The organism is Pseudomonas sp. NPDC089406 (assembly GCF_044900265.1).
GTDB lineage: Bacteria > Pseudomonadota > Gammaproteobacteria > Pseudomonadales > Pseudomonadaceae > Aquipseudomonas > Aquipseudomonas fakonensis.
The window spans coordinates 126,128-144,039 of the sequence record NZ_JBJDNC010000007.1 but is presented as its reverse complement, the minus strand read 5'-3'; the positions used below and the strand labels follow the sequence as shown (position 1 = coordinate 144,039).

The window sequence follows — 17,912 nt, the reverse complement described above, 5'->3', positions numbered from 1 at the left end:
CATGAGCCAAGCTGCGAAAACGACTTTGCCGGTACCTGCCCACGGACGTGTGGCCCTGGTGACCGGTGCCGCCATGGGCATCGGCGCGGCCATCGCCGAACGCCTGGGGCACGACGGCCACACCGTGGTGGTGGCCGATATCAACCTGGGCGCGGCCCAGGAGATGGTCGCCGGGTTGCAGGCCCAGGGCATCGACGCCCTGGCCCTGGCCATCGACATTGGTGACGCGGCGTCCATCGCCGGGTTGTTCGCCACCCTGCGTGAACGCTGCGGGCGCTGCGATGTGCTGGTGAACAACGCCGGCGTCGCCCGCACCCAGCCGTTTTTAGAGACCGAGCTTGAGGGCTGGCAGCGCTTGATGAACATCAACCTCACCGGCACCTTGCTGTGCAGCCAGCAGGCCGCGCAGCTGATGCGCGAGCAGGGCTGGGGGCGGATCATCAACGTCGCGTCGATCAGCGGCATGCGCGCCAGCATGGGCCGCACGGCCTATGGCACCTCCAAGGCGGCGGTGATCGGCCTGACCCGGCAGATGGCCATCGAGCTGGCCGAACATGGCATCACCGTCAACGGCATTGCGCCGGGGCCGGTGGACACGCCGCTGACCCGCAGCCTGCATTCGGCGGCCACCCGCGAGTCGTATGCCCGGGCGGTGCCGCTGCGCCGCTATGGCACGCCAGCGGAGATGGCCGGGGCGGTGGCGTTTTTGGCGTCGCAGGATGCGTCGTACATCAGCGGGCATGTGATCCCGGTGGATGGCGGGTTCATGGCGTCGGGGATTCTGGAGATCTGATCAACCCCGAACGCGGTCCCTTTTTGTAGGAGCGGCCTTGTGTCGCGAAAGGGCCGCAACGCGGCCCCGGCAATGTTGCATGCTGCGCAAATCCTGGGGCCGCTGCGCGACCCTTTCGCGACACAAGGCCGCTCCTACAAGGACCGTGCGCGCCTTAGCCTTCTGCCAACCGCCGCGCCTCATCTTCCCGTGTGGCCTGCTCGCCAACCTGCAACGCTGCCTCGACGAAGGTGGCGATGCAGGGGTTGTGGTTGTCGGCCTTCCACACCGCCACCACCTCGATCACTGGCGCTGCGCGCAGCGGGCGGAAGCTGGTGCTGGCCAGGCGCATGTTGCGCATCGAGCGCGGCACCATGGCCACCCCCAGGCCTTCGCCCACCAGGTTGACGATGGTCTGCTGCATGTTGATCTCAAGGCCGATGTTGGGCGTGACGCCATGCTGCAGGCAGTAGTTGCAGATCATGTCGTGCAGCGCCGGGGCGATGCGCCGGGGCACGATGATGAAGGTCTCGCCGGCAAGCTCTCGCGGCTCCACCAACGGCTGTTCGGCCAGGCGGTGGCCGGGGGGCAGCACCAGGGTCATTTCCTCGCGGTACAGCGTCACCGTCTCCAGGCCCGTGCAGTCCTGCGGGCGGTACATGATCGCCACGTCCTTGTTGCCGCTGCTGATGTCCTGGGCCAGGTCCAGCGGCAGGGTTTCGGTGAGCTTGAGGTTCACCTGCGGGTACAGCGCGGCATAGCGCCGGGTGATGGCCGGGGTGATGCTGTAGGCCGTCGACATCATGAACCCCACCGACAGTTCGCCGGCTGCCCCCCGCGCCGCAGCCAAGGCGTTGCGCTTGGCTTGCTCGAAGGCGGCGAACACGGTGCCGGTATCCAGGTAGAAGCGCTGGCCGGCCTCGGTCAGCTCCACCCGCCGGCGTGAGCGGTCGAACAGCTTGACCCCCAGTTCTTCTTCCAGCAGGGCGATCTGTCGTGACAGCGGCGGCTGGCTGATATGCAGGCGTTCGGCGGCGCGGCCAAAGTGCAGGGTTTCGGCCAGGGTGCGGAAGTACTGCAGGTGGCGAAGTTCGATCATGATGCTCTCAAAGGTATCAGTCGATGCTGGATTATGTATTGGAAAATATAACTGCGCCTCCCTAATGTGAACCTGCAACGCCCCTTCGGCCCCGGCCGCGCCACAAGCGCCGCCCGCCGACATAGTCACAAGCTATAGAACAAGAAAAAGGTGACGCTGATGACCGCTTTGATCGACCCCGTTCGCCCCTGCCTGCCCGCCATTGCCGAATGCGATATCGCCCACGACAGCGACCCGATGGTGCGCCAGGCCTTTCGCCGTGCGCTGCGCCTGATGGAGCGCGGCATCGCCGTGATGATTCGCGGCGAGACCGGCACCGGCAAGGAGATCCTTGCCCGCGCCCTGCATGCCCACAGCCAGCGCCGCGCCGCCCAACTGGTGGCGCTGAACTGCGCGTCCATCCCCGAGACGCTGATCGAAAGCGAGCTGTTCGGCTATACCCGCGGCGCCTTCTCCGGCGCACTGCCTGGCGGCAAGAAGGGCAAGGTGCAGCAGGCCGATGGCGGTACCTTGTTTCTCGACGAGATCGGCGACATGCCGTTCGAGCAGCAAACCCGCCTGCTGCGGGTGATTGCCGAGCGCGAGGTGACGCCGCTGGGCGCCGAGCGCAGTGTGCCGGTGAACTTCGCGCTGGTGTGCGCCACCCACCAGGACCTGGCCGCACGGGTGGCCGACGGTAGTTTTCGTGAAGACCTGTTCTATCGCATCGCCACCGGCGTGGTGCACCTGCCGGCGCTGCGCGAGCGTAGCGACCGCGGCGAGCTGTTGTGCAACATGGTTGCCTACGAGCTGCCCGGCTGTGACCCGCGCCAGGTGTTGGGTGATGTATGGGCGTTACTGCTCGGCCACCCCTGGCCGGGCAACCTGCGCCAGATGCGCGCAGTGGTGCGTTACGCCTGCGCGGTGATGGACGGTGCGCGCATCCAGCGTGGCGACCTGCCGCCGGACTTACTCGGCCAGTGCCAGGCGCCTGCGGCCTTGCCGGCCAACATCACCCCGATCCGCCGCCAGGCCGTGCAGGGCGATGAGCGCAGCGATGTGCTCGACACCCTGCAGGCCTGCCGCTGGAACATGTCGGCGGCCGCCCGTGAGCTGGGCATTTGCCGGCCCTCGTTGTACCGGGTGATGCGCCGGCTGGAGATCCCGCCGCTCAAGGAGCAGCTGGCGCTAGGCGCCTGCGGCACCGCCTGACCTTCCGCTAACCCCATCTTCGATCCACGCCCTCTGCCGAGCAGAGGGCGCGAACGGCTACGGCCTTCAAAAAGGAAAACACCATGAGCAACACTGCCGTGCACGCTCCACTGAACTTCACCCTGGCCGGGCGCACCGCGCTGGTGACCGGCGCTGCCCGGGGGATTGGCCACGCCATTGCTGCGGCGCTGGGGTATGGCGGGGCGCGGGTAGCCCTTTGTGACCTGGACCCGGTAGCGGCCGAGCAGGCGGCGGCGCAGCTGCGTGAGCAGGGCGTTGAAGCGGTCGGGGTGGGGGTGGATGTGGCCGATGAAGCCCAGGTGCTGGCGATGGTGCAGCAGGTCGAGGCGCTGCTGGGGGGCGTGGACATTCTGGTGAACAACGCCGGGATCGTCTCGACCGCGCCGTTGCTGGAACTGACCACGGCGGAGTGGAACCGGGTGATGGCCATCGACCTGAACAGCGTGTTCTTCTGCGCCAAGGCGGTGCTGCCGGGCATGATGGCCAGGCGTGGCGGGCGCATCATCAATATCGCCTCGGTGGCCGGCAAGCGCGGTGGCGGTTTGCTGGGCAACAGCTGCTATGCCGCAGCCAAGGGCGCGGTGATTGCCCTGACCAAGGGCCTGGCGCGAGAGGCGGGGCCTTACGACATCACGGTGAACGCGGTGTCGCCGGCGCTGACCGATACCGAGATGACCAGCGTGCTGGCGCCCCAGGCCCGTGCCCAGGTGCTGGCGCAGATGCCGCTGGGGCGGGCTGGCACGCCGCGGGACATTGCGGCGGCGGTGTGCTTTTTGGCCTCGGCGGAGGCGGGGTTTGTGACCGGGGAAATCATGGATGTGGATGGCGGGTTTATGCGCGATTGATCAAGGCTTGAGGGCCTCATCGCCGGCAAGCCGGCTCCTACAGGGTTTAGCGAAGCCTTGTAGGAGCCGGCTTGCCGGCGATAGGGCCCTGCAGGCGATCAACTGGCCTGCCAGATCCCCTTGCCCGGCAAGCGTGCGCGGTCGTGGGGCTGGTTGAAGTCCTGCAGCGGGCCCTTGGGCACGATGCCGTTGGGGTTGATGGTCTTGTGGCTCATGTAATAGTGCTTCTGGATGTGTTCCATGTTCACGGTGGCCGCGACCCCTGGCAGCTGGTACAGCTCGCGCAGCCAGTTGGAGAGGTTGGCGTAGTCGCTCAGGCGGCGCAGGTTGCACTTGAAGTGGCCGTGGTACACCGCATCGAAACGCACCAGGGTGGTGAACAGGCGTACATCGGCTTCGGTCAGGTATTCCCCGGCCAGGTAGCGGTTGCGGCCCAGCAGCTCCTCCAGGTAATCGAGCTCGTTGAACACCTCGTCGAACGCGGCTTCATAAGCTTCTTGCGTGGTGGCGAAGCCGGCGCGGTACACGCCGTTGTTCACCGCCGGGTAGATACGCTCGTTCAGGGCGTCGACGGTTGCACGCAGGGGCTCGGGGTAGAGGTCCAGGGTGTTGCCGGTGAGTTCGTTGAACGCGGTGTTGAAGATGCGGATGATCTCCGAGGACTCGTTGTTGACGATGCGCTTCTCTTTCTTGTCCCACAGCACCGGTACGGTCACGCGGCCGGTGTACTGCGGGTCGTCCTGGGTGTAGCGCTGGTGCAGGTACTGCAGGGCGTCGAGGTGGTCACCGGTGGAGCCGTCCTGCTGATCGAAGGTCCAGCCGTGCTCGCCCATCAGCCAGCTCACCACCGACACGTCGATCAGCGGCTCCAGGCCCTTGAGGGCACGAACGATCAGGGTGCGGTGGGCCCATGGGCAGGCCAGTGACACGTACAGGTGGTAACGGCCGGCCTCGGGTGCCGGCAGCGGGTTGCGGCGCTGGGCGTTCTCGCGCTTGAAAGCGCCGTCCTTGCCGTTTTCATACCACTGGTCGTGCCAGCGGCCGTCGATCAAAAGGCCCATGGTGAAGCTCCTCGGAACAAAAGTGGTTTGTCGTTGGAGCTCAGTCTAGAGAAAAACGTTCGAATAAATAGCGCAAAGACTGCGGTGGTTTGATCGGTTTATTCGATGTTTTTGCGGGTGGTCCAGTAGCCACGGGCGGTGGCGAAGGCCTGCTCACGGCCTTGGCCCAGGCCGCGCAGGGCCAGGGCCATGGTCGCCACCACAGCCAGTTCGCCGTAGCTGTCCTCGGCTTCGCCGCGCCATACCGCCAGCAGGTGCTCGGGCTGCAGGCTGGCCGGCTTCACATGGCGCTGGGCGCTGAGGGCCGGCCACTCTTCGTCCCAGGCTTCGCCGGCCGAGGTGCCGTACAGGTGGCTGATGACGTCTGGGTTGATCTCGATTTCGCCGCCGTCGCCTTTGACCACCACGGCGTGGTCGCCGAGCAGGCGGCTGGCCTCGCGGTGCACCGCCTGGTAGCCGGGGTGGAAGATGCTCTGCAGGCCGCAGCGCGCGCCCAGCGGGTTGAGCACCCGGGCCAGCGAGTGGATGGGCGAGCGCAGGCCGAGGGTGTTGCGCAGGTCGATCATGCGCTGCAGCTGCGGCGCCCAGTCCTGCAACGGGAAGAACGCCAGTTGGCGGCTGCCCAGGGCCTGCTCGACGCAGGCCCAGTCGCGGCACAGCGGGATGGTCAGCAGGCTCAGCAGCTGCTCGGTGTACAGCCGCCCGGCGGTGTGGGCGCCGCCGCCGTGCATCAGAATGCGCACGCCGTTGCCGGCCAGGCACTTGGCCGCCAGCAGGTACCAGGGCAGGTGGCGCTTCTTGCCGGCGTAGCTCGGCCAGTCCAGATCCACGGCGATGCCCGGGGCATGCAGGTGGCTGCGCAGGGCTTCGGTGAAGCCGGCCAGCTCTTCGGCGCTTTCCTCTTTGTGCCGCAGCAGCATCAGGAAGGCACCCAGCTGGGTGTCCTCGACCTTGCCTTCGAGCAGCAGGGTCATGGCGGCGCGGGCCTCCTCGCGGGTAAGGCCGCGGGCGCCGCGTTTGCCCTTGCCGAGAATGCGCACGAATTCGGCGAAGGGGTGTTCGGCCGGGGTTTCCAGGGTCAGCGGGCGGGCTTCGTTCACGGAGGGCTCGGTCATATGCAGTTGGTCGGCTTGGGCAGGCCCGCCAGCTTGGCGGCCAGTTTGGCGGGGGTGCCGTTGAACAGGCGGTTCAGGTGCGGGCTGTTGCCCTTGTCCGCGCCCAGCTTGAGCGCGGTGTACTTGATCAGCGGGCGGGTGGCGGGCGACAGCTGGTATTCGGCGTAGAACTGGCGCAGCACCTCGAGCACTTCCCAGTGCTCGGCGGTGAGGGAGATGCTTTCGCGCTCGGCCAGCGCTTCGGCCACCGGGTGCGACCAGTCTTGCAGGTCGACCAGAAAGCCGTCCTTGTCCAGGGCGATGGCGCGCTCGCCGACAGTCAGGGTGCTCATAGCCAGCTGTTGACCTTGTCGTAGTGCAGGGTGAGCTCGACGAAGGCGGGGTAGTCAACGGCCTTGGCCGCGGTGGCGTCGAGGGCGCGGGCTTGCAGGTCTTCGGCCAGGGCGAACAGCCGCCCGTCGAGGCTTGCGGCTTGCAGCGCGCGCAGCGGTTCGCTGCCGGGCTTGAGCGCGTAGGTGGCGTCGCCGCACAGCAGCAGCGCGTCGCCTGGGCCGAGCAGGCGCAGGCAACTGGCCAGGCGCTCGTCGCCAAACGGCGAATGGTTGATTACATGCAGGGTCGTCATCAGAGCGTCACCACCTGGTCGAAACGGGCCATCAGGGCTTTCAGCGCGTCGTCGTCGAGCACTTCGACCGGCAGGCTCAGCGCCTCGCCATCAAGGCCGCGCCGGGCCAGGCTGTGGGCGCAGGCGAACAGCTCGTCAACGCCAAACATCGGCAGGGCCTGCAGGTTGGCGGCGAGGTTCTTCTGTTGCAGTGCATCGGGCTGCTGGGCGGCGGCCAGCTGGAACACGCCGTCATCGAGAAACAGCATGCCCAGCGGCAGGTCGAAGGCGCCGCCGGCCAGGGCAATATCCAGCGCCTCGCGGGCGGACGGGCCGGCCCAGGGCGCCTGGCGGCTGATGATCAACAAGGACTTGGCCATTTCAATCACCTCCAAAGCAGACCAGGCGGTCGGCCACTTGCGCGGCCTCGTGCAGTTGGCCAAGGCCGGACAGCTCCCAGGGTATCGGCAGGTTCACTGCCGGGCGCTGGTAGCGGTTGGCTTCTTCGTCGTTGAGCACGCCGCGGCGCAGGGCGGCGGCGATGCACACCACGGCATCGAGGCGGTGCTGGTTGACGAATTCGCGCCACTGGGCGGCCACATCCAGCTCGTCCTGGGGCGTGACGACGTTGGCCGAGGCGCTGTGCACCCCGTCTTGGTAGAAGAACAAGCGGGCAATGTCATGCCCGCCGGCCAGCACCGCCTCGGCAAAACGCAGGGCGCGGCGCGAGGAGGGCGCATGGGCCGGGGAAAAGACCGCAATGGCGAATTTCATCGGGAACTCGTGCAAAAGAATGCCGCCATGATAAAGCAAAAAGCCCGCGCGGGTGGGCGCGGGCTCTTCGCTTCAGGCAGGTTAGGCTCAGTGCTGGCCTTTGCTCTCTGGCAGGAACCAGTTGAGCACCAGAGCGCAGATGCCGCCGGTGGCGACCCCCGATTCCAGCACGTTGCGGATGGCCGCCGGCATGTGCGCGAGGAACTCCGGCACCTGCGCCACGCCCAGGCCCAGGGCCAGCGATACGGCGATGATCAGCAGCGCGCGGCGGTCGAGGCGGGTGCTGGCGAGGATGTTGATACCCGAGGCTGCCACTGCGCCGAACATCACCATGGCCGCGCCGCCCAGTACCGGCTCCGGTACTGCCTGGATCACCCCGGCGACGCTCGGGAACAGGCCCAGCAGCACCAGCATGGCAGCGATCCAGATACCGATATGACGGCTGGCGATGCCGGTCAGCTGAATCACGCCGTTGTTCTGGGCGAAGATCGAGCTGGGGAAGGTGTTGAACAGGCCGGCCAGCAGCGAGTTGGCGCCGTTGACCAGCACGCCGCCCTTGATGCGCTGCATCCACACCGGGCCTTCGACCGGCTGGCGCGACACCTTGCTGGTGGCGGTGACGTCACCGATGGCTTCCAGCGAGGTCACCAGGTAGATCACCAGCATCGGGATGAACAGCGCCCACGAAAAGCCCAAGCCGAAGTGCAGCGGCGTCGGCACCTGGAACAGTGCGGCCTGGTGCATGCCGGTGAAGTCCAGGCGGCCCAGGTAGCCGGCCAGGGCATAGCCCACGGCCAGGGCGATGACGATGGCGCAGCTGCGCATCCACACCACCGGCACGCGGTTGAGGAGGACGATGACCGCCAGCACGGCGCCCGACAGCAGCAGGTTTTCGCCGTTGGCGAAGGTGCCGTTTTGCATGGCGCCAAAGCCGCCGCCCATGCTGATCAGGCCGACCTTGATCAGGGTCAGGCCGATCATCAGCACGACGATGCCGGTCACCAGCGGGGTGATCAGGCGTTTGACGAAGGGCAGGATGCGTGACACACCCATTTCGACGAACGAGCCGGCGATCACCACACCGAAGATGGCCGCCATCACCGCCTCAACCGGCGTGCCTTGCTGCACCATCAACGCGCCACCGGCAATCAGCGGGCCGACGAAGTTGAAGCTGGTGCCCTGCACGATCAGCAGCCCGGCACCGAACGGGCCGAAGCGCTTGCATTGCACGAAGGTGGCAATGCCAGAGATGACCAGCGACATGGACACGATCAGGTTGGTATCGCGCGCCGACACGCCCAGGGCCTGGCAGATCAGCAGGCCCGGGGTGACGATCGGCACGATGATCGCCAGCAGGTGCTGCAGTGCAGCCAGCAGGCCGATCAGCGGGCGCGGTTTGTCTTCGAGGCCCAGTACCAGTTCGTTGACAGGCGCCGCCGCGCCTGGCTCGTGTTCATGAGAACTCATTGGAAAATGCTGCCCCGGCAGAAAAAAGGAGCGCATTCTACGGGCAGAAAACCGATTGGGGTAGGGGCAGGGCAGATGTCGGCATGATCGGCGAACAAGCTGACTTTAAGGTCCAGTTTTTCGGGCCCTTTAGGGCATGGCGTCAATGGCGTTGGAGCGGGCTTGCCCCGCGATTGGATGTTACGGGTTACATCGAGTTCGCGGGGCAAGCCCGCTCCCACGCTATCCATGCCTGAATGTGGGGATGGCGGTTGATGTTGACCCACAAAAAAGCCCGCCGAAGCGGGCTTTCTCATTCAGGCACAGCGACTGTATCAGTCGTCACGGCCCATGATGCCGAACAGCTGCAGCAGGCTGACGAACAGGTTGTAGATCGATACATACAGGCTGATGGTAGCCATGATGTAGTTACGCTCGCCGCCGTGGATGATGGCGCTGGTCTGGAACAGGATGCATACCGACGAGAACAGCACGAAGCCGGCGCTGATCGCCAGTTGCAGGCCGCTGATCTGGAAGAAGAAGCTGGCAACCACGGCGCCCAGCAGCACGAAGAAGCCGGCGGTGATGAAGCCGCTGAGGAAGCTCATGTCTTTGCGGGTGATCAGCACGTAAGCCGACAGGCCACCGAACACCAGGGCGGTCATGGCAAAGGCCGAGCTGACCACTTCGGCGCCGCCGCTCATGCCCAGGTAGCGGTTGAGGATAGGGCCGAGGATGAAGCCCATGAAGCCGGTGAGGGCGAAGGTGGATACCAGGCCCCAGGCCGAGTCACGCAGCTTGGCGGTGAGGAAGAACAGGCCGTAGAAGCCGATCAGCACGACGAACACGTTGGGGTAGCGGAAGCCCATCTGTTGCGAGACGAAGGCCATGATGCCGCTGAAGGCGAGGGTGAGTGCCAGCAGGCTGTACGTGTTGCGCAGGACCTTGCTGATTTCCTGCTGCTCGACCTGTTGGCCCTGGTGTACGGCGTAATCCTGTTCGCGCATGGCGACACTCCTTAGATTGGGTGATGGGCCGGGGTCTCGGACCCTCGGCATTGAAACGTAAGTGAGCAGAGCATACCAGAGCTGCCGCAACCCGCGACACAGAGAGTTTGACAGCTTGTTTCATTACGGTATTATGGCCGCCGCAAAACGAGCTGGAAGCGTGGCCGAGTGGTTTAAGGCAACGGTCTTGAAAACCGTCGATGGGCAACTATCCTAGAGTTCGAATCTCTACGCTTCCGCCATATACAAAGCCCTGATTATTCAGGGCTTTTTGCGTTTTTGGGGATGCAAAAATGCACCCATGCGCATGCTCTGCCTGGGCGCGTTTTTAGCGCGTTGCACGCTTGACCAGTGAGGTCTGGCAGCGCCTGCCGCAAGCCTTGCAGCGCCTATCAGCCCTGACGCGATACACCTTGACCGCAGCGGTTATGTGGCTCGAGTTGTTGTCCAGGATCACATGCAGATCCAGTTCGGCAGGCGTGTTGTTGTCAATCTGCCGGAGAAAATCCAGAAGGCTCCAGCGTACTCATGCGTAACCAGCCTTGAAGCGTGGTGAGGTCTGTGGATTGCAATGCAAAAGGCTCTGTATCCTCCATGTCGCCATGCCTGCGCCGACTCATCAGGCAGCCTCTTCGTTTGATGGCCCAGCGCTGATGGCCATCTTCGCATGGGGTTGAGCGGCGCACGTTCAGCGCAACCATCAAACACAGCTGAAAGCACCGCTATCAAGCCTCTGCGACAAGCCTGAGAGCACACGCGCAAGCCCTTTACTTCACCTAATCACATGGCAGAATGCCACGACTTGGGGCTGGCACGCAGGTTCCGTTCGTGCGTACTTCCCGTCACCTCGCTTGGCTGGTTGCCAGGCATACCCTGCAAGGATTGGCACCATGAGCTCCGATAACCTCAGCGACGCGACGTTTGGCAATGAAAACAACAGTCTCACGCTAACCACAGTGAAGTGGGGGGGGCCGGGGCCGATACTCAGCAACCCGGGCAGCACTCTGCTCACATTCGATGATGGCCGCGTTACCGCGAGTATCGTCAGCGACACCCATGTCGCAGCCGGTGATGTCGAAGACCCGACCGTGACCGCGTTGAGCGACAATGGCTACGTGGTGGCCTGGACCCATGATGTGCAAGGCGCTTCGGCGATCGTGATCAAGCGCTACAGCGGTGATGGCGAATTGTTGCAACGCACCGAGGTTGCAAGCGATGGCATTGACGACCCATCGATCACCGCGCTGCCCGATGGCCAGTTCATCCTGGCGTGGACCTCGCAGAACGAACAGACCGGTGCTTCCAGCGTCCACACTCAGCTGTTTGCCGCTGACGGCAGCAAAAGTGGCAACTCTGTGGTGGTGACCAGTGTGAGCGGGCATAGTCTCGAAGACGCCAAAGTCACCTTGCTGACAGACAACAGCTATATCGTCACCTGGGGCGAAACCTACGCTGGCAACCCCGATACTGCAGACCTCAAGGCAGTGGTCTACACCAACGGCAAGGCAGGTGTTGAGCAGGCATTGCTGGCCGGTAACGCCGCAGACGGTGAAGCGGACGACATGGCGGTGTTCAATGGTGCGGGCGATACCCATTGGCTGACCTACACGGTCCAAACCACCAGCGACGATGGTCTGAACATCGTCACCACGCGCCTGCAGGTCGTGCAGATCTCGGCTGATGGCAAGCCGTTGGCCGGTACCGCGCAGACCATTGGCGAGGTAGTCGCCAACCTGGGCAATGATGCCTCTTACGGCGTCACCCAGCTCACCAATGGCAATTACCTTGTCAGCTGGGTCGACAACTCCGCATTCAGTCCAAACGAAAATGTGCTGCATACCCAGCAGTTCACGGCGCAGTTCCAGCCGATTGGCGAAGCCCAGGAAATCTATAACGGCAGTACCACAATGGCCGTTAGCGCTCATGCGCTGCCTGATGGTGGTTATGTGCTGGTCTGGATCGACGCATACCAGTCTGGCAACGTGCTGATGCAGCGTTACGATGCCGCAGGGGTCGAGACATCGCCGCTCATCAGCACCGTGCACCCATCCACTGAGGGCGAAACCTACGTCGGTGTGCCTGAAATTACCGTGCGTAATGACGGTACCACCGTCATTACCTGGCAGGTAATGACTGAAAGCGGCATGCAGGTCCACCTGCAAAAGGTCGATGCCAACGGCATCTTGTTGAACTACAGTTACGCCCTTGCTGGCGATGATCAGGACAACACCTTGCACTGGGCAGGTACTGCCGACGTAGTGCTCGATGGCGGCGCTGGTACCGACACCGCGCAACTGGACGGCAATCTTGCCGAGCATACCTTCGCCAATGACAGCGAAGGCAATATCACCGTGAAGGGCCAGCAGGTCACCAGCCTGGTTGATATCGAAAAGATCAAACTGGCCGACGGCACCATCACCCTCGAGACTAATCGCTTCGCCAATGAAAGCGGCGGTGCTGTCGTTTCCATGGAGCCGGCTTCGACCCCGCTTGCCGATGGCGGCTATGTGATCACCTGGGAGCAAGGTGGTCAGATCTACTTGCAGCACTACGACCAGGCCAACGATTTGGGTTTCAACGGCGTCATCGTGGGTGCCTCAGGCCACAACCCGGTCGTCACCGCCGACCCGGCTGGCGGCTTCGTCGTCGGCTGGGTCCCGGATGACCAGTACACCCTGGTCCTGCAGGCCTTCGGCGCGGATGGCCAGCCCAGTGGTGCACAGGTCATCGTCGAGCGGCAGGACGACAACAGCTCGGTGCGCATCGAAGATGCAGCGATCACGGTCTTGGCCAACGGTAAATGGGCCGTGACCTGGAGCGAGGAGCTGAATGTTTCCTGGCAGGACGCATCGGGTAGCTGGCACTTCCAGGAAGGTGGCGAGCTGTTCGTGCAGTTCTACGACCCGGTCACCCATACCTTGCTTGGTGAACCGGGAAAGATCGACAACACGGTCAAGGACAATGCTGTATACGCCAACGAACCCAGCGTCGCCAACCTTCAGAACGGCGGCTTTGTGGTGGTCTGGGAGCGTGAGCTGGATGCCTCTGACAAGGTCGACGTCTACCTGCAGCGCTATGACGCCAATGGCAAGGCCGTGGGTGGCAACGTCAAGGTCAGCACCAGCGGCCAGGCGTCATACGGCGCCGAAGTGGCGGTGCTGCAGGATGGCAGCTACGTGGTTACCTGGACCAGCGTCGACTATGCCAAGGGCAGCGACGAGGTGCCAGTCAGCGGCGACGTCTTCATGCAGCGCTACAGCGCCAGCGGCGCGAAGTTGGGCAGCGTCACCCAGGTCAACGGCGACAGCAGCGAAATACCGGGAGAGCCTGCGATCACCGCGCTCAAGGGTGGTGGCTATGTGATCACCTGGGCCACTTCCGACGAGGCGCCACATGCGGGTCAGCCAAGCAACCTCTACCTGCAGGTCTACGACAAGAACGGGGCAAAGATCGGCAACCAGCAGGCTATTACGTCCGACTGGGACAACGACTTGTTCCCGGTAGTGTCGGCCACTGCCGATGGTGGCTTCATCATCACCTGGGAAGCGCTCTCGCCTGAGCGTGTGCCCAGTACTGGCGAGAACGTCGCCGGCGACATCTACAGCCAGCGTTTCGACGCCAACGGCAACTCCACCACCCTGGTCGGTGATGGCGGCGACAATACCATCGCCTGGACAGGCAGCTCCGGGGTGATCCTGCGCGGCGGCGAAGGGGACGACACGCTCACCGGTGGCGCGAGCAACGACACCCTCGATGGCGGCGAAGGCAACGATCACCTCAATGGTGGCGCTGGCGCTGGCGCTGACGTGCTGATTGGCGGTGCCGGCAATGACACCTACGTGGTCGATAACCTTGGTGACCTGGTGGTCGAGAACGCCGACGAAGGTACCGACACGGTTTTCGCATCGGTTTCCCATACCCTGGCCACGAACGTCGAGAACCTGACGTTGACCGGTTCCGCGGCGCTCAACGGCACGGGCAACGACGGTGCCAACATCCTGATCGGCAACAGCGGCAAGAATACCCTCACCGGCGGCAAGGGCAACGATGTGCTGGACGGTGGTGCCGGTGTGGATACGCTGGTGGGTGGAGCCGACGACGACACCTATATCGTCGACCTGCGAGTCATGGGTGTCGGCGCCAAGTCGACTCTGGCCCTGGAAGACACGGTAGTGGAGAAGGCCGGCGAGGGCAGCGATACCCTGATGCTGCGGGTCAGCAGCGAGACCGCTTCCGCTTTTACCAGTACGGGGGCCACGGGCACTGTGACCCTGGCTGCCAACCTGGAGAACCTTGACGCATCGCTGGCCGGCAGCATCAGGCTGAACCTCAATGGCAATGCTGTTGGCAACCGTTTGGTCGGTAACGAGGGTAACAACATCCTGGACGGCAAGGCTGGAGTCGACATTCTGGTCGGCGGCAAGGGTGACGACACCTATGTACTGGACGATGCCCGAGAGCTGGACCTTCTGGTGGAGAACACCAACGAGGGTAATGACACCTTGCAGATCACATGGCGTAACACCGCGAAGGTGGCTCAGGCCATCGATTTGACCCAGGCCAGCCTGGCGAACATCGAGAACGTCAGCTTGATCGGGACTGGCCTGTTCGACGTGACCGGCAACGCGCAGGACAACAAGCTGACCGGCAATGCTTCGCGCAACATACTTGACGGCGGCGCCGGCAATGACACCCTCGATGGCAAGGGCGGCGGTGACCGGCTGATCGGCGGGGAGGGTGACGATCACTATTACGTCTACAGCGACAAGGACGAACTGTTGGAGAACGTCGACGAAGGCACCGACACCGTTCACGTCGTCGCCTACGCGAAGAACAGCTACACCCTGCAGGACAACTTCGAGAACGCCGTGGCCGAAGGCGCTGCCGCCATCAACCTCACCGGCAACGCCGCAGACAATACCCTGACCGGCAATGCTGGGGCCAACATCCTCGATGGCGGCGCGGGGGCGGACACCCTGGTTGGTGGCAAGGGCAACGACACCTACATCGTCGATGACGTTGGCGATGTAGTGGTGGAACTGGCAAACGAAGGCATCGATACCGTCAAATCGTCTGTTTCGGCCTACACGCTCGGCGACAACGTGGAAAACCTCATTCTGCTCGACGGCGCGATCACCGGGGTCGGTAACGACCTGAGCAACACCATCACCGGCAATGGCGGCAGCAACGTGCTGATCGGAGGCAAGGGTGTCGATACCCTGATCGGTGGTGCAGGTAGTGATCTCTACGGGGTCGACCTGATCATGAAGGGGACTGGCAGCAAGGCCACTCTGGTACTCGAAGACACCGTGGTGGAAAAGGCCGGAGGCGGCGAGATGGACGCCATCCTGGCCTCCCTGGACGCCGATGTGCAGGCCGCGTTCGCCGCCACTGGCGCCACAGCCACGATTACCTTGGGTGCCAACATCGAGGGCCTGGCGCTTGACCCCAACACCACAGCCAAGATCAACCTGGTCGGCAATGCCGCCGCCAACGTCTTGACCGGCAATGCTGGTGACAACCTGCTCGATGGCAAGGGCGGGGTCGACTACATGTCCGGCGGCCTGGGTAACGACACTTACGTGCTGGACAACCAGCAGGAACTGCTGACCGTCACCGAACTGGAAGGCGAGGGCGTCGATACCCTGCAGATCACCTACCGCAACACCGGCACCACGGCGATGAATATCGACATCAGCGAAACCAGCACCATCGCCAATGTGAACATAGCCAACTTCGAGAACGTCACCGTCTCTGGCGCAGGGCTGTTCAACCTCAAAGGTAACGACCGCGACAACCTGTTGACCGGCAACGCCTCGCGCAACGTGATCGAAGGCGGTGCCGGCAACGACACACTCGATGGCAAGGGGGGCGGTGACCAACTGATCGGCGGCGAAGGTGACGACCATTACTACGTCTACAGCGATAAGGACCAATTGGTGGAGAACGCTGGCGAAGGCATCGATACCGTGCATGTGGTTGCCTATGCGAAGAGCAGCTACACGCTGCAGGACAACTTCGAGAACGCTGTCGCTGAAGGGACCGCCGCCATCAGCCTTACCGGCAACGCCGAGGCCAACACCCTGACAGGCAACGCTGGCGCCAACATCCTCGACGGTGGCTTGGGTGCCGATACCCTGGCCGGTGGCAAGGGCAACGACACCTACATCGTTGATAACGTCGGTGACCGGGTAATCGAGGCTGAAAACGAAGGCACGGACACCGTCAAGGCCTCGATCGATTACACCCTCACTGATAATGTCGAGAACCTCGTCCTGCTGGGAGACGCAGTGCAAGGCACCGGTAACGGCCTGAAGAACGCCATCACCGGCACCAACGGCAACAACATCCTTGATGGCAAGGGTGGCATCGACACCCTGACCGGCGGCGACGGCGATGATACTTACATCGTCGACCTGCTGATCAAGGGCGCTGGGGTCAAGGCGGCGGTTGCACTGGAAGACATCATCGTCGAGACAGCCAAGGCCGGCAGCGGCATTGATACCCTGCAACTGCGTATGGATGACGCTGCTATCAGCAGCTTCCAGGGCAGCGCATCGATTACCTTGGGCGCCAACCTGGAAAACCTCGATGCGCGTAACCTCGATGGGTTGGTCATCAATCTGACCGGCAACGCGGCGAACAACGAGATATGGGGCAGTAACGCCGGCGGTACGCTCAATGGCGGTGCAGGCAACGACATCCTGCGGGCCGGTGATGCTGGCAACGTGCTGATCGGTGGCTTGGGTGCCGACACACTGCATGGCGGGGCGGGTGCCGACATCTTCAAGTTCAACGCGCTGACCGAAATGGGGCTGGGCGACAAGCAGGACGTGATTGTCGGCTTTGGGGCGGGTGACAAAATCGACCTTTCGGCCTTGAAGGGCTACAGCTTCATCGGCCAGGCCAGTGACTTCACAGGTTTGGCCAAGCAGCTGCGCTTCGAGGCTGACAGCGACGGCAACCTGACCCTGTTTGGCACCAGCAATGCCGACAACAAGGCTGATTTTTCGATCAAGCTGGTGGGAGTTTCCGACCTGACGGCCGATCAGCTGACATTGGCCTAAGCGTCCCCCCCCGTACGGCCCCGAACCCTCGGGGCCAATGCCTGTCAGTTAACGAAATTGGGCCGCTGTGCGGCCCTTCGCGGGCAAGCCCCACATGGATTGCATAAGCCTCGGGCCTGCGCTGCACCTGTAGGAGCCGGCTTGCCGGCGATGAGGCCAGTACAGGCAGCACAAGAAAGTTGCTCCCCACAGGGGGCGCAACATTTCAAGCTGGTGCTGTACCTGTGGGAGCGGACTCGCCTGCGAAGGGCTGCAAAGCAGCCCTATTTGAAACGCTAACTGACAGACATGGCCCTCGGGCTGGCGCGAAATAGACGTATGCCTGCAATGACCTTGCTGCCATGGGGTTTTGCCCGGTTATCGACCCGTGCTGGCATAAGCGCGGTGCGGCTCGATCTACTGCGCAGCTGGCTCCACGGTAGCCTCTGGAGCAGGTGCAGCATCACGGACCTTGGCCTTGGCCCGATTACGCCGATCCTGACTACGCTGGCGCGAAGCCTGCTGCTTGGCATGCAGCGCCTGGGCCGCAGTCACGGTCCCCGCTGGCTGCCCGTTCAAATCCAGCCGCGGCGCATCCTCGACCATGCTGGCCCAGTACCGGTTGCCCTTGCACCAGGTGGAAATCCCCAATTTGAGCTGTTCGCGGGTCAGCCCAAGCAGCTCCAGGTGTTGCTCGGCATCCTTGAAAATGCCTTCCTTGAGCGGCACCTTGGGCGCGGGGTTGACCGGGAAGGCCTGCGGAAAGTGCTTCTGCAACGGCCAGATCGCTGCCACTGCCGGGTCCTGCTCGCGAGGCTTGGCCTGGGCGGCGGGTTTGCGCTTGCGCTGGGGGGCGCTTTCGGCCTTGGCCTGCTCTTTTTCAGCCCGCAGGCGGTCACGGAGTCCAGCTAGTTGTTCAAAACCCATCGTT

14 protein-coding genes, 1 tRNA gene and 1 pseudogene are annotated in these 17,912 nt (G+C 63.6%); 5 read left to right on the top strand and 11 right to left on the bottom strand.

The window, feature by feature from the left end; genetic code table 11:
• Window position 1: 1 nt before the first annotated feature.
• Complete coding sequence (locus ACI2KK_RS07455; RefSeq protein ID WP_404668454.1) at window positions 2–793, top strand: SDR family NAD(P)-dependent oxidoreductase; 792 nt, start codon at window positions 2–4, stop codon at window positions 791–793.
• Window positions 794–947: 154 nt separating this feature from the next.
• Here ACI2KK_RS07455 and ACI2KK_RS07450 read toward each other — a convergent pair whose 3' ends face one another.
• Window positions 948–1,871: a LysR family transcriptional regulator gene (locus tag ACI2KK_RS07450; protein ID WP_404668453.1), complete on the bottom strand. Its 924-nt coding sequence runs from the start codon at window positions 1,869–1,871 to the stop codon at window positions 948–950.
• A gap of 159 nt (window positions 1,872–2,030) precedes the next feature.
• On the opposite strand from ACI2KK_RS07450, the gene ACI2KK_RS07445 reads away from it, so the two are divergent.
• Window positions 2,031–3,062 (top strand): sigma-54-dependent Fis family transcriptional regulator, encoded by a 1,032-nt coding sequence (locus ACI2KK_RS07445; protein WP_404668452.1) that lies wholly within the window; start codon window positions 2,031–2,033, stop codon window positions 3,060–3,062.
• Window positions 3,063–3,145: 83 nt separating this feature from the next.
• Window positions 3,146–3,928 (top strand): SDR family NAD(P)-dependent oxidoreductase, encoded by a 783-nt coding sequence (locus ACI2KK_RS07440; protein WP_217884553.1) that lies wholly within the window; start codon window positions 3,146–3,148, stop codon window positions 3,926–3,928.
• A 98-nt stretch (window positions 3,929–4,026) separates the two neighbouring features.
• Here ACI2KK_RS07440 and ACI2KK_RS07435 read toward each other — a convergent pair whose 3' ends face one another.
• The 8 genes from ACI2KK_RS07435 to ACI2KK_RS07400 all read right to left on the bottom strand — a co-directional run bounded on the left by ACI2KK_RS07435 (window position 4,027) and on the right by ACI2KK_RS07400 (window position 9,935).
• Window positions 4,027–4,989, bottom strand: a complete 963-nt coding sequence (locus ACI2KK_RS07435; protein ID WP_404668451.1) for a glutathione S-transferase family protein — start codon at window positions 4,987–4,989, stop codon at window positions 4,027–4,029.
• A gap of 98 nt (window positions 4,990–5,087) precedes the next feature.
• Window positions 5,088–6,071: a glycosyl transferase family protein gene (locus ACI2KK_RS07430; protein ID WP_404668478.1), complete on the bottom strand. Its 984-nt coding sequence runs from the start codon at window positions 6,069–6,071 to the stop codon at window positions 5,088–5,090.
• Between the two features lie 29 nt (window positions 6,072–6,100).
• A complete protein-coding gene (locus tag ACI2KK_RS07425) occupies window positions 6,101–6,436 on the bottom strand; it encodes a TusE/DsrC/DsvC family sulfur relay protein (RefSeq protein WP_404668450.1) in 336 nt (111 codons plus the stop codon).
• Window positions 6,433–6,729 carry a sulfurtransferase complex subunit TusB gene (tusB, locus tag ACI2KK_RS07420; RefSeq protein WP_404668449.1) on the bottom strand — a complete coding sequence of 99 codons (297 nt, stop codon included), beginning with the start codon at window positions 6,727–6,729 and terminating at the stop codon, window positions 6,433–6,435. Before tusB ends, ACI2KK_RS07425 begins: the two co-directional genes overlap by 4 nt.
• Window positions 6,729–7,088: a sulfurtransferase complex subunit TusC gene (gene tusC, locus ACI2KK_RS07415; RefSeq protein ID WP_404668448.1), complete on the bottom strand. Its 360-nt coding sequence runs from the start codon at window positions 7,086–7,088 to the stop codon at window positions 6,729–6,731. The genes tusB and tusC overlap by 1 nt, the downstream gene beginning before the upstream one ends.
• Before the next feature lies 1 nt (window position 7,089).
• Window positions 7,090–7,482 carry a sulfurtransferase complex subunit TusD gene (gene tusD / locus ACI2KK_RS07410; RefSeq protein ID WP_404668447.1) on the bottom strand — a complete coding sequence of 131 codons (393 nt, stop codon included), beginning with the start codon at window positions 7,480–7,482 and terminating at the stop codon, window positions 7,090–7,092.
• 87 nt (window positions 7,483–7,569) lie between these two features.
• Window positions 7,570–8,949: a nucleobase:cation symporter-2 family protein gene (locus tag ACI2KK_RS07405; protein WP_404668446.1), complete on the bottom strand. Its 1,380-nt coding sequence runs from the start codon at window positions 8,947–8,949 to the stop codon at window positions 7,570–7,572.
• A 314-nt stretch (window positions 8,950–9,263) separates the two neighbouring features.
• The gene (locus ACI2KK_RS07400) at window positions 9,264–9,935 is read right to left on the bottom strand and encodes a Bax inhibitor-1/YccA family protein (protein ID WP_217842994.1); all 672 of its coding nucleotides are present in this window, start codon (window positions 9,933–9,935) and stop codon (window positions 9,264–9,266) included.
• A gap of 154 nt (window positions 9,936–10,089) precedes the next feature.
• Here ACI2KK_RS07400 and ACI2KK_RS07395 point away from each other — a divergent pair.
• Window positions 10,090–10,177, top strand: a tRNA-Ser gene (locus tag ACI2KK_RS07395).
• A gap of 146 nt (window positions 10,178–10,323) precedes the next feature.
• Here ACI2KK_RS07395 and ACI2KK_RS07390 read toward each other — a convergent pair.
• A pseudogene (locus ACI2KK_RS07390) lies at window positions 10,324–10,443 on the bottom strand (IS630 family transposase); the annotation flags it as partial.
• Between the two features lie 382 nt (window positions 10,444–10,825).
• Between ACI2KK_RS07390 and ACI2KK_RS07385 the strand changes: the two are divergent.
• A complete protein-coding gene (locus ACI2KK_RS07385; RefSeq protein ID WP_404668445.1) occupies window positions 10,826–17,002 on the top strand; it encodes a beta strand repeat-containing protein in 6,177 nt (2,058 codons plus the stop codon).
• Window positions 17,003–17,398: 396 nt separating this feature from the next.
• Here ACI2KK_RS07385 and ACI2KK_RS07380 read toward each other — a convergent pair whose 3' ends face one another.
• Window positions 17,399–17,908 carry a ProQ/FinO family protein gene (locus tag ACI2KK_RS07380; RefSeq protein ID WP_404668444.1) on the bottom strand — a complete coding sequence of 170 codons (510 nt, stop codon included), beginning with the start codon at window positions 17,906–17,908 and terminating at the stop codon, window positions 17,399–17,401.
• Between the last annotated feature and the right edge of the window lie 4 nt (window positions 17,909–17,912).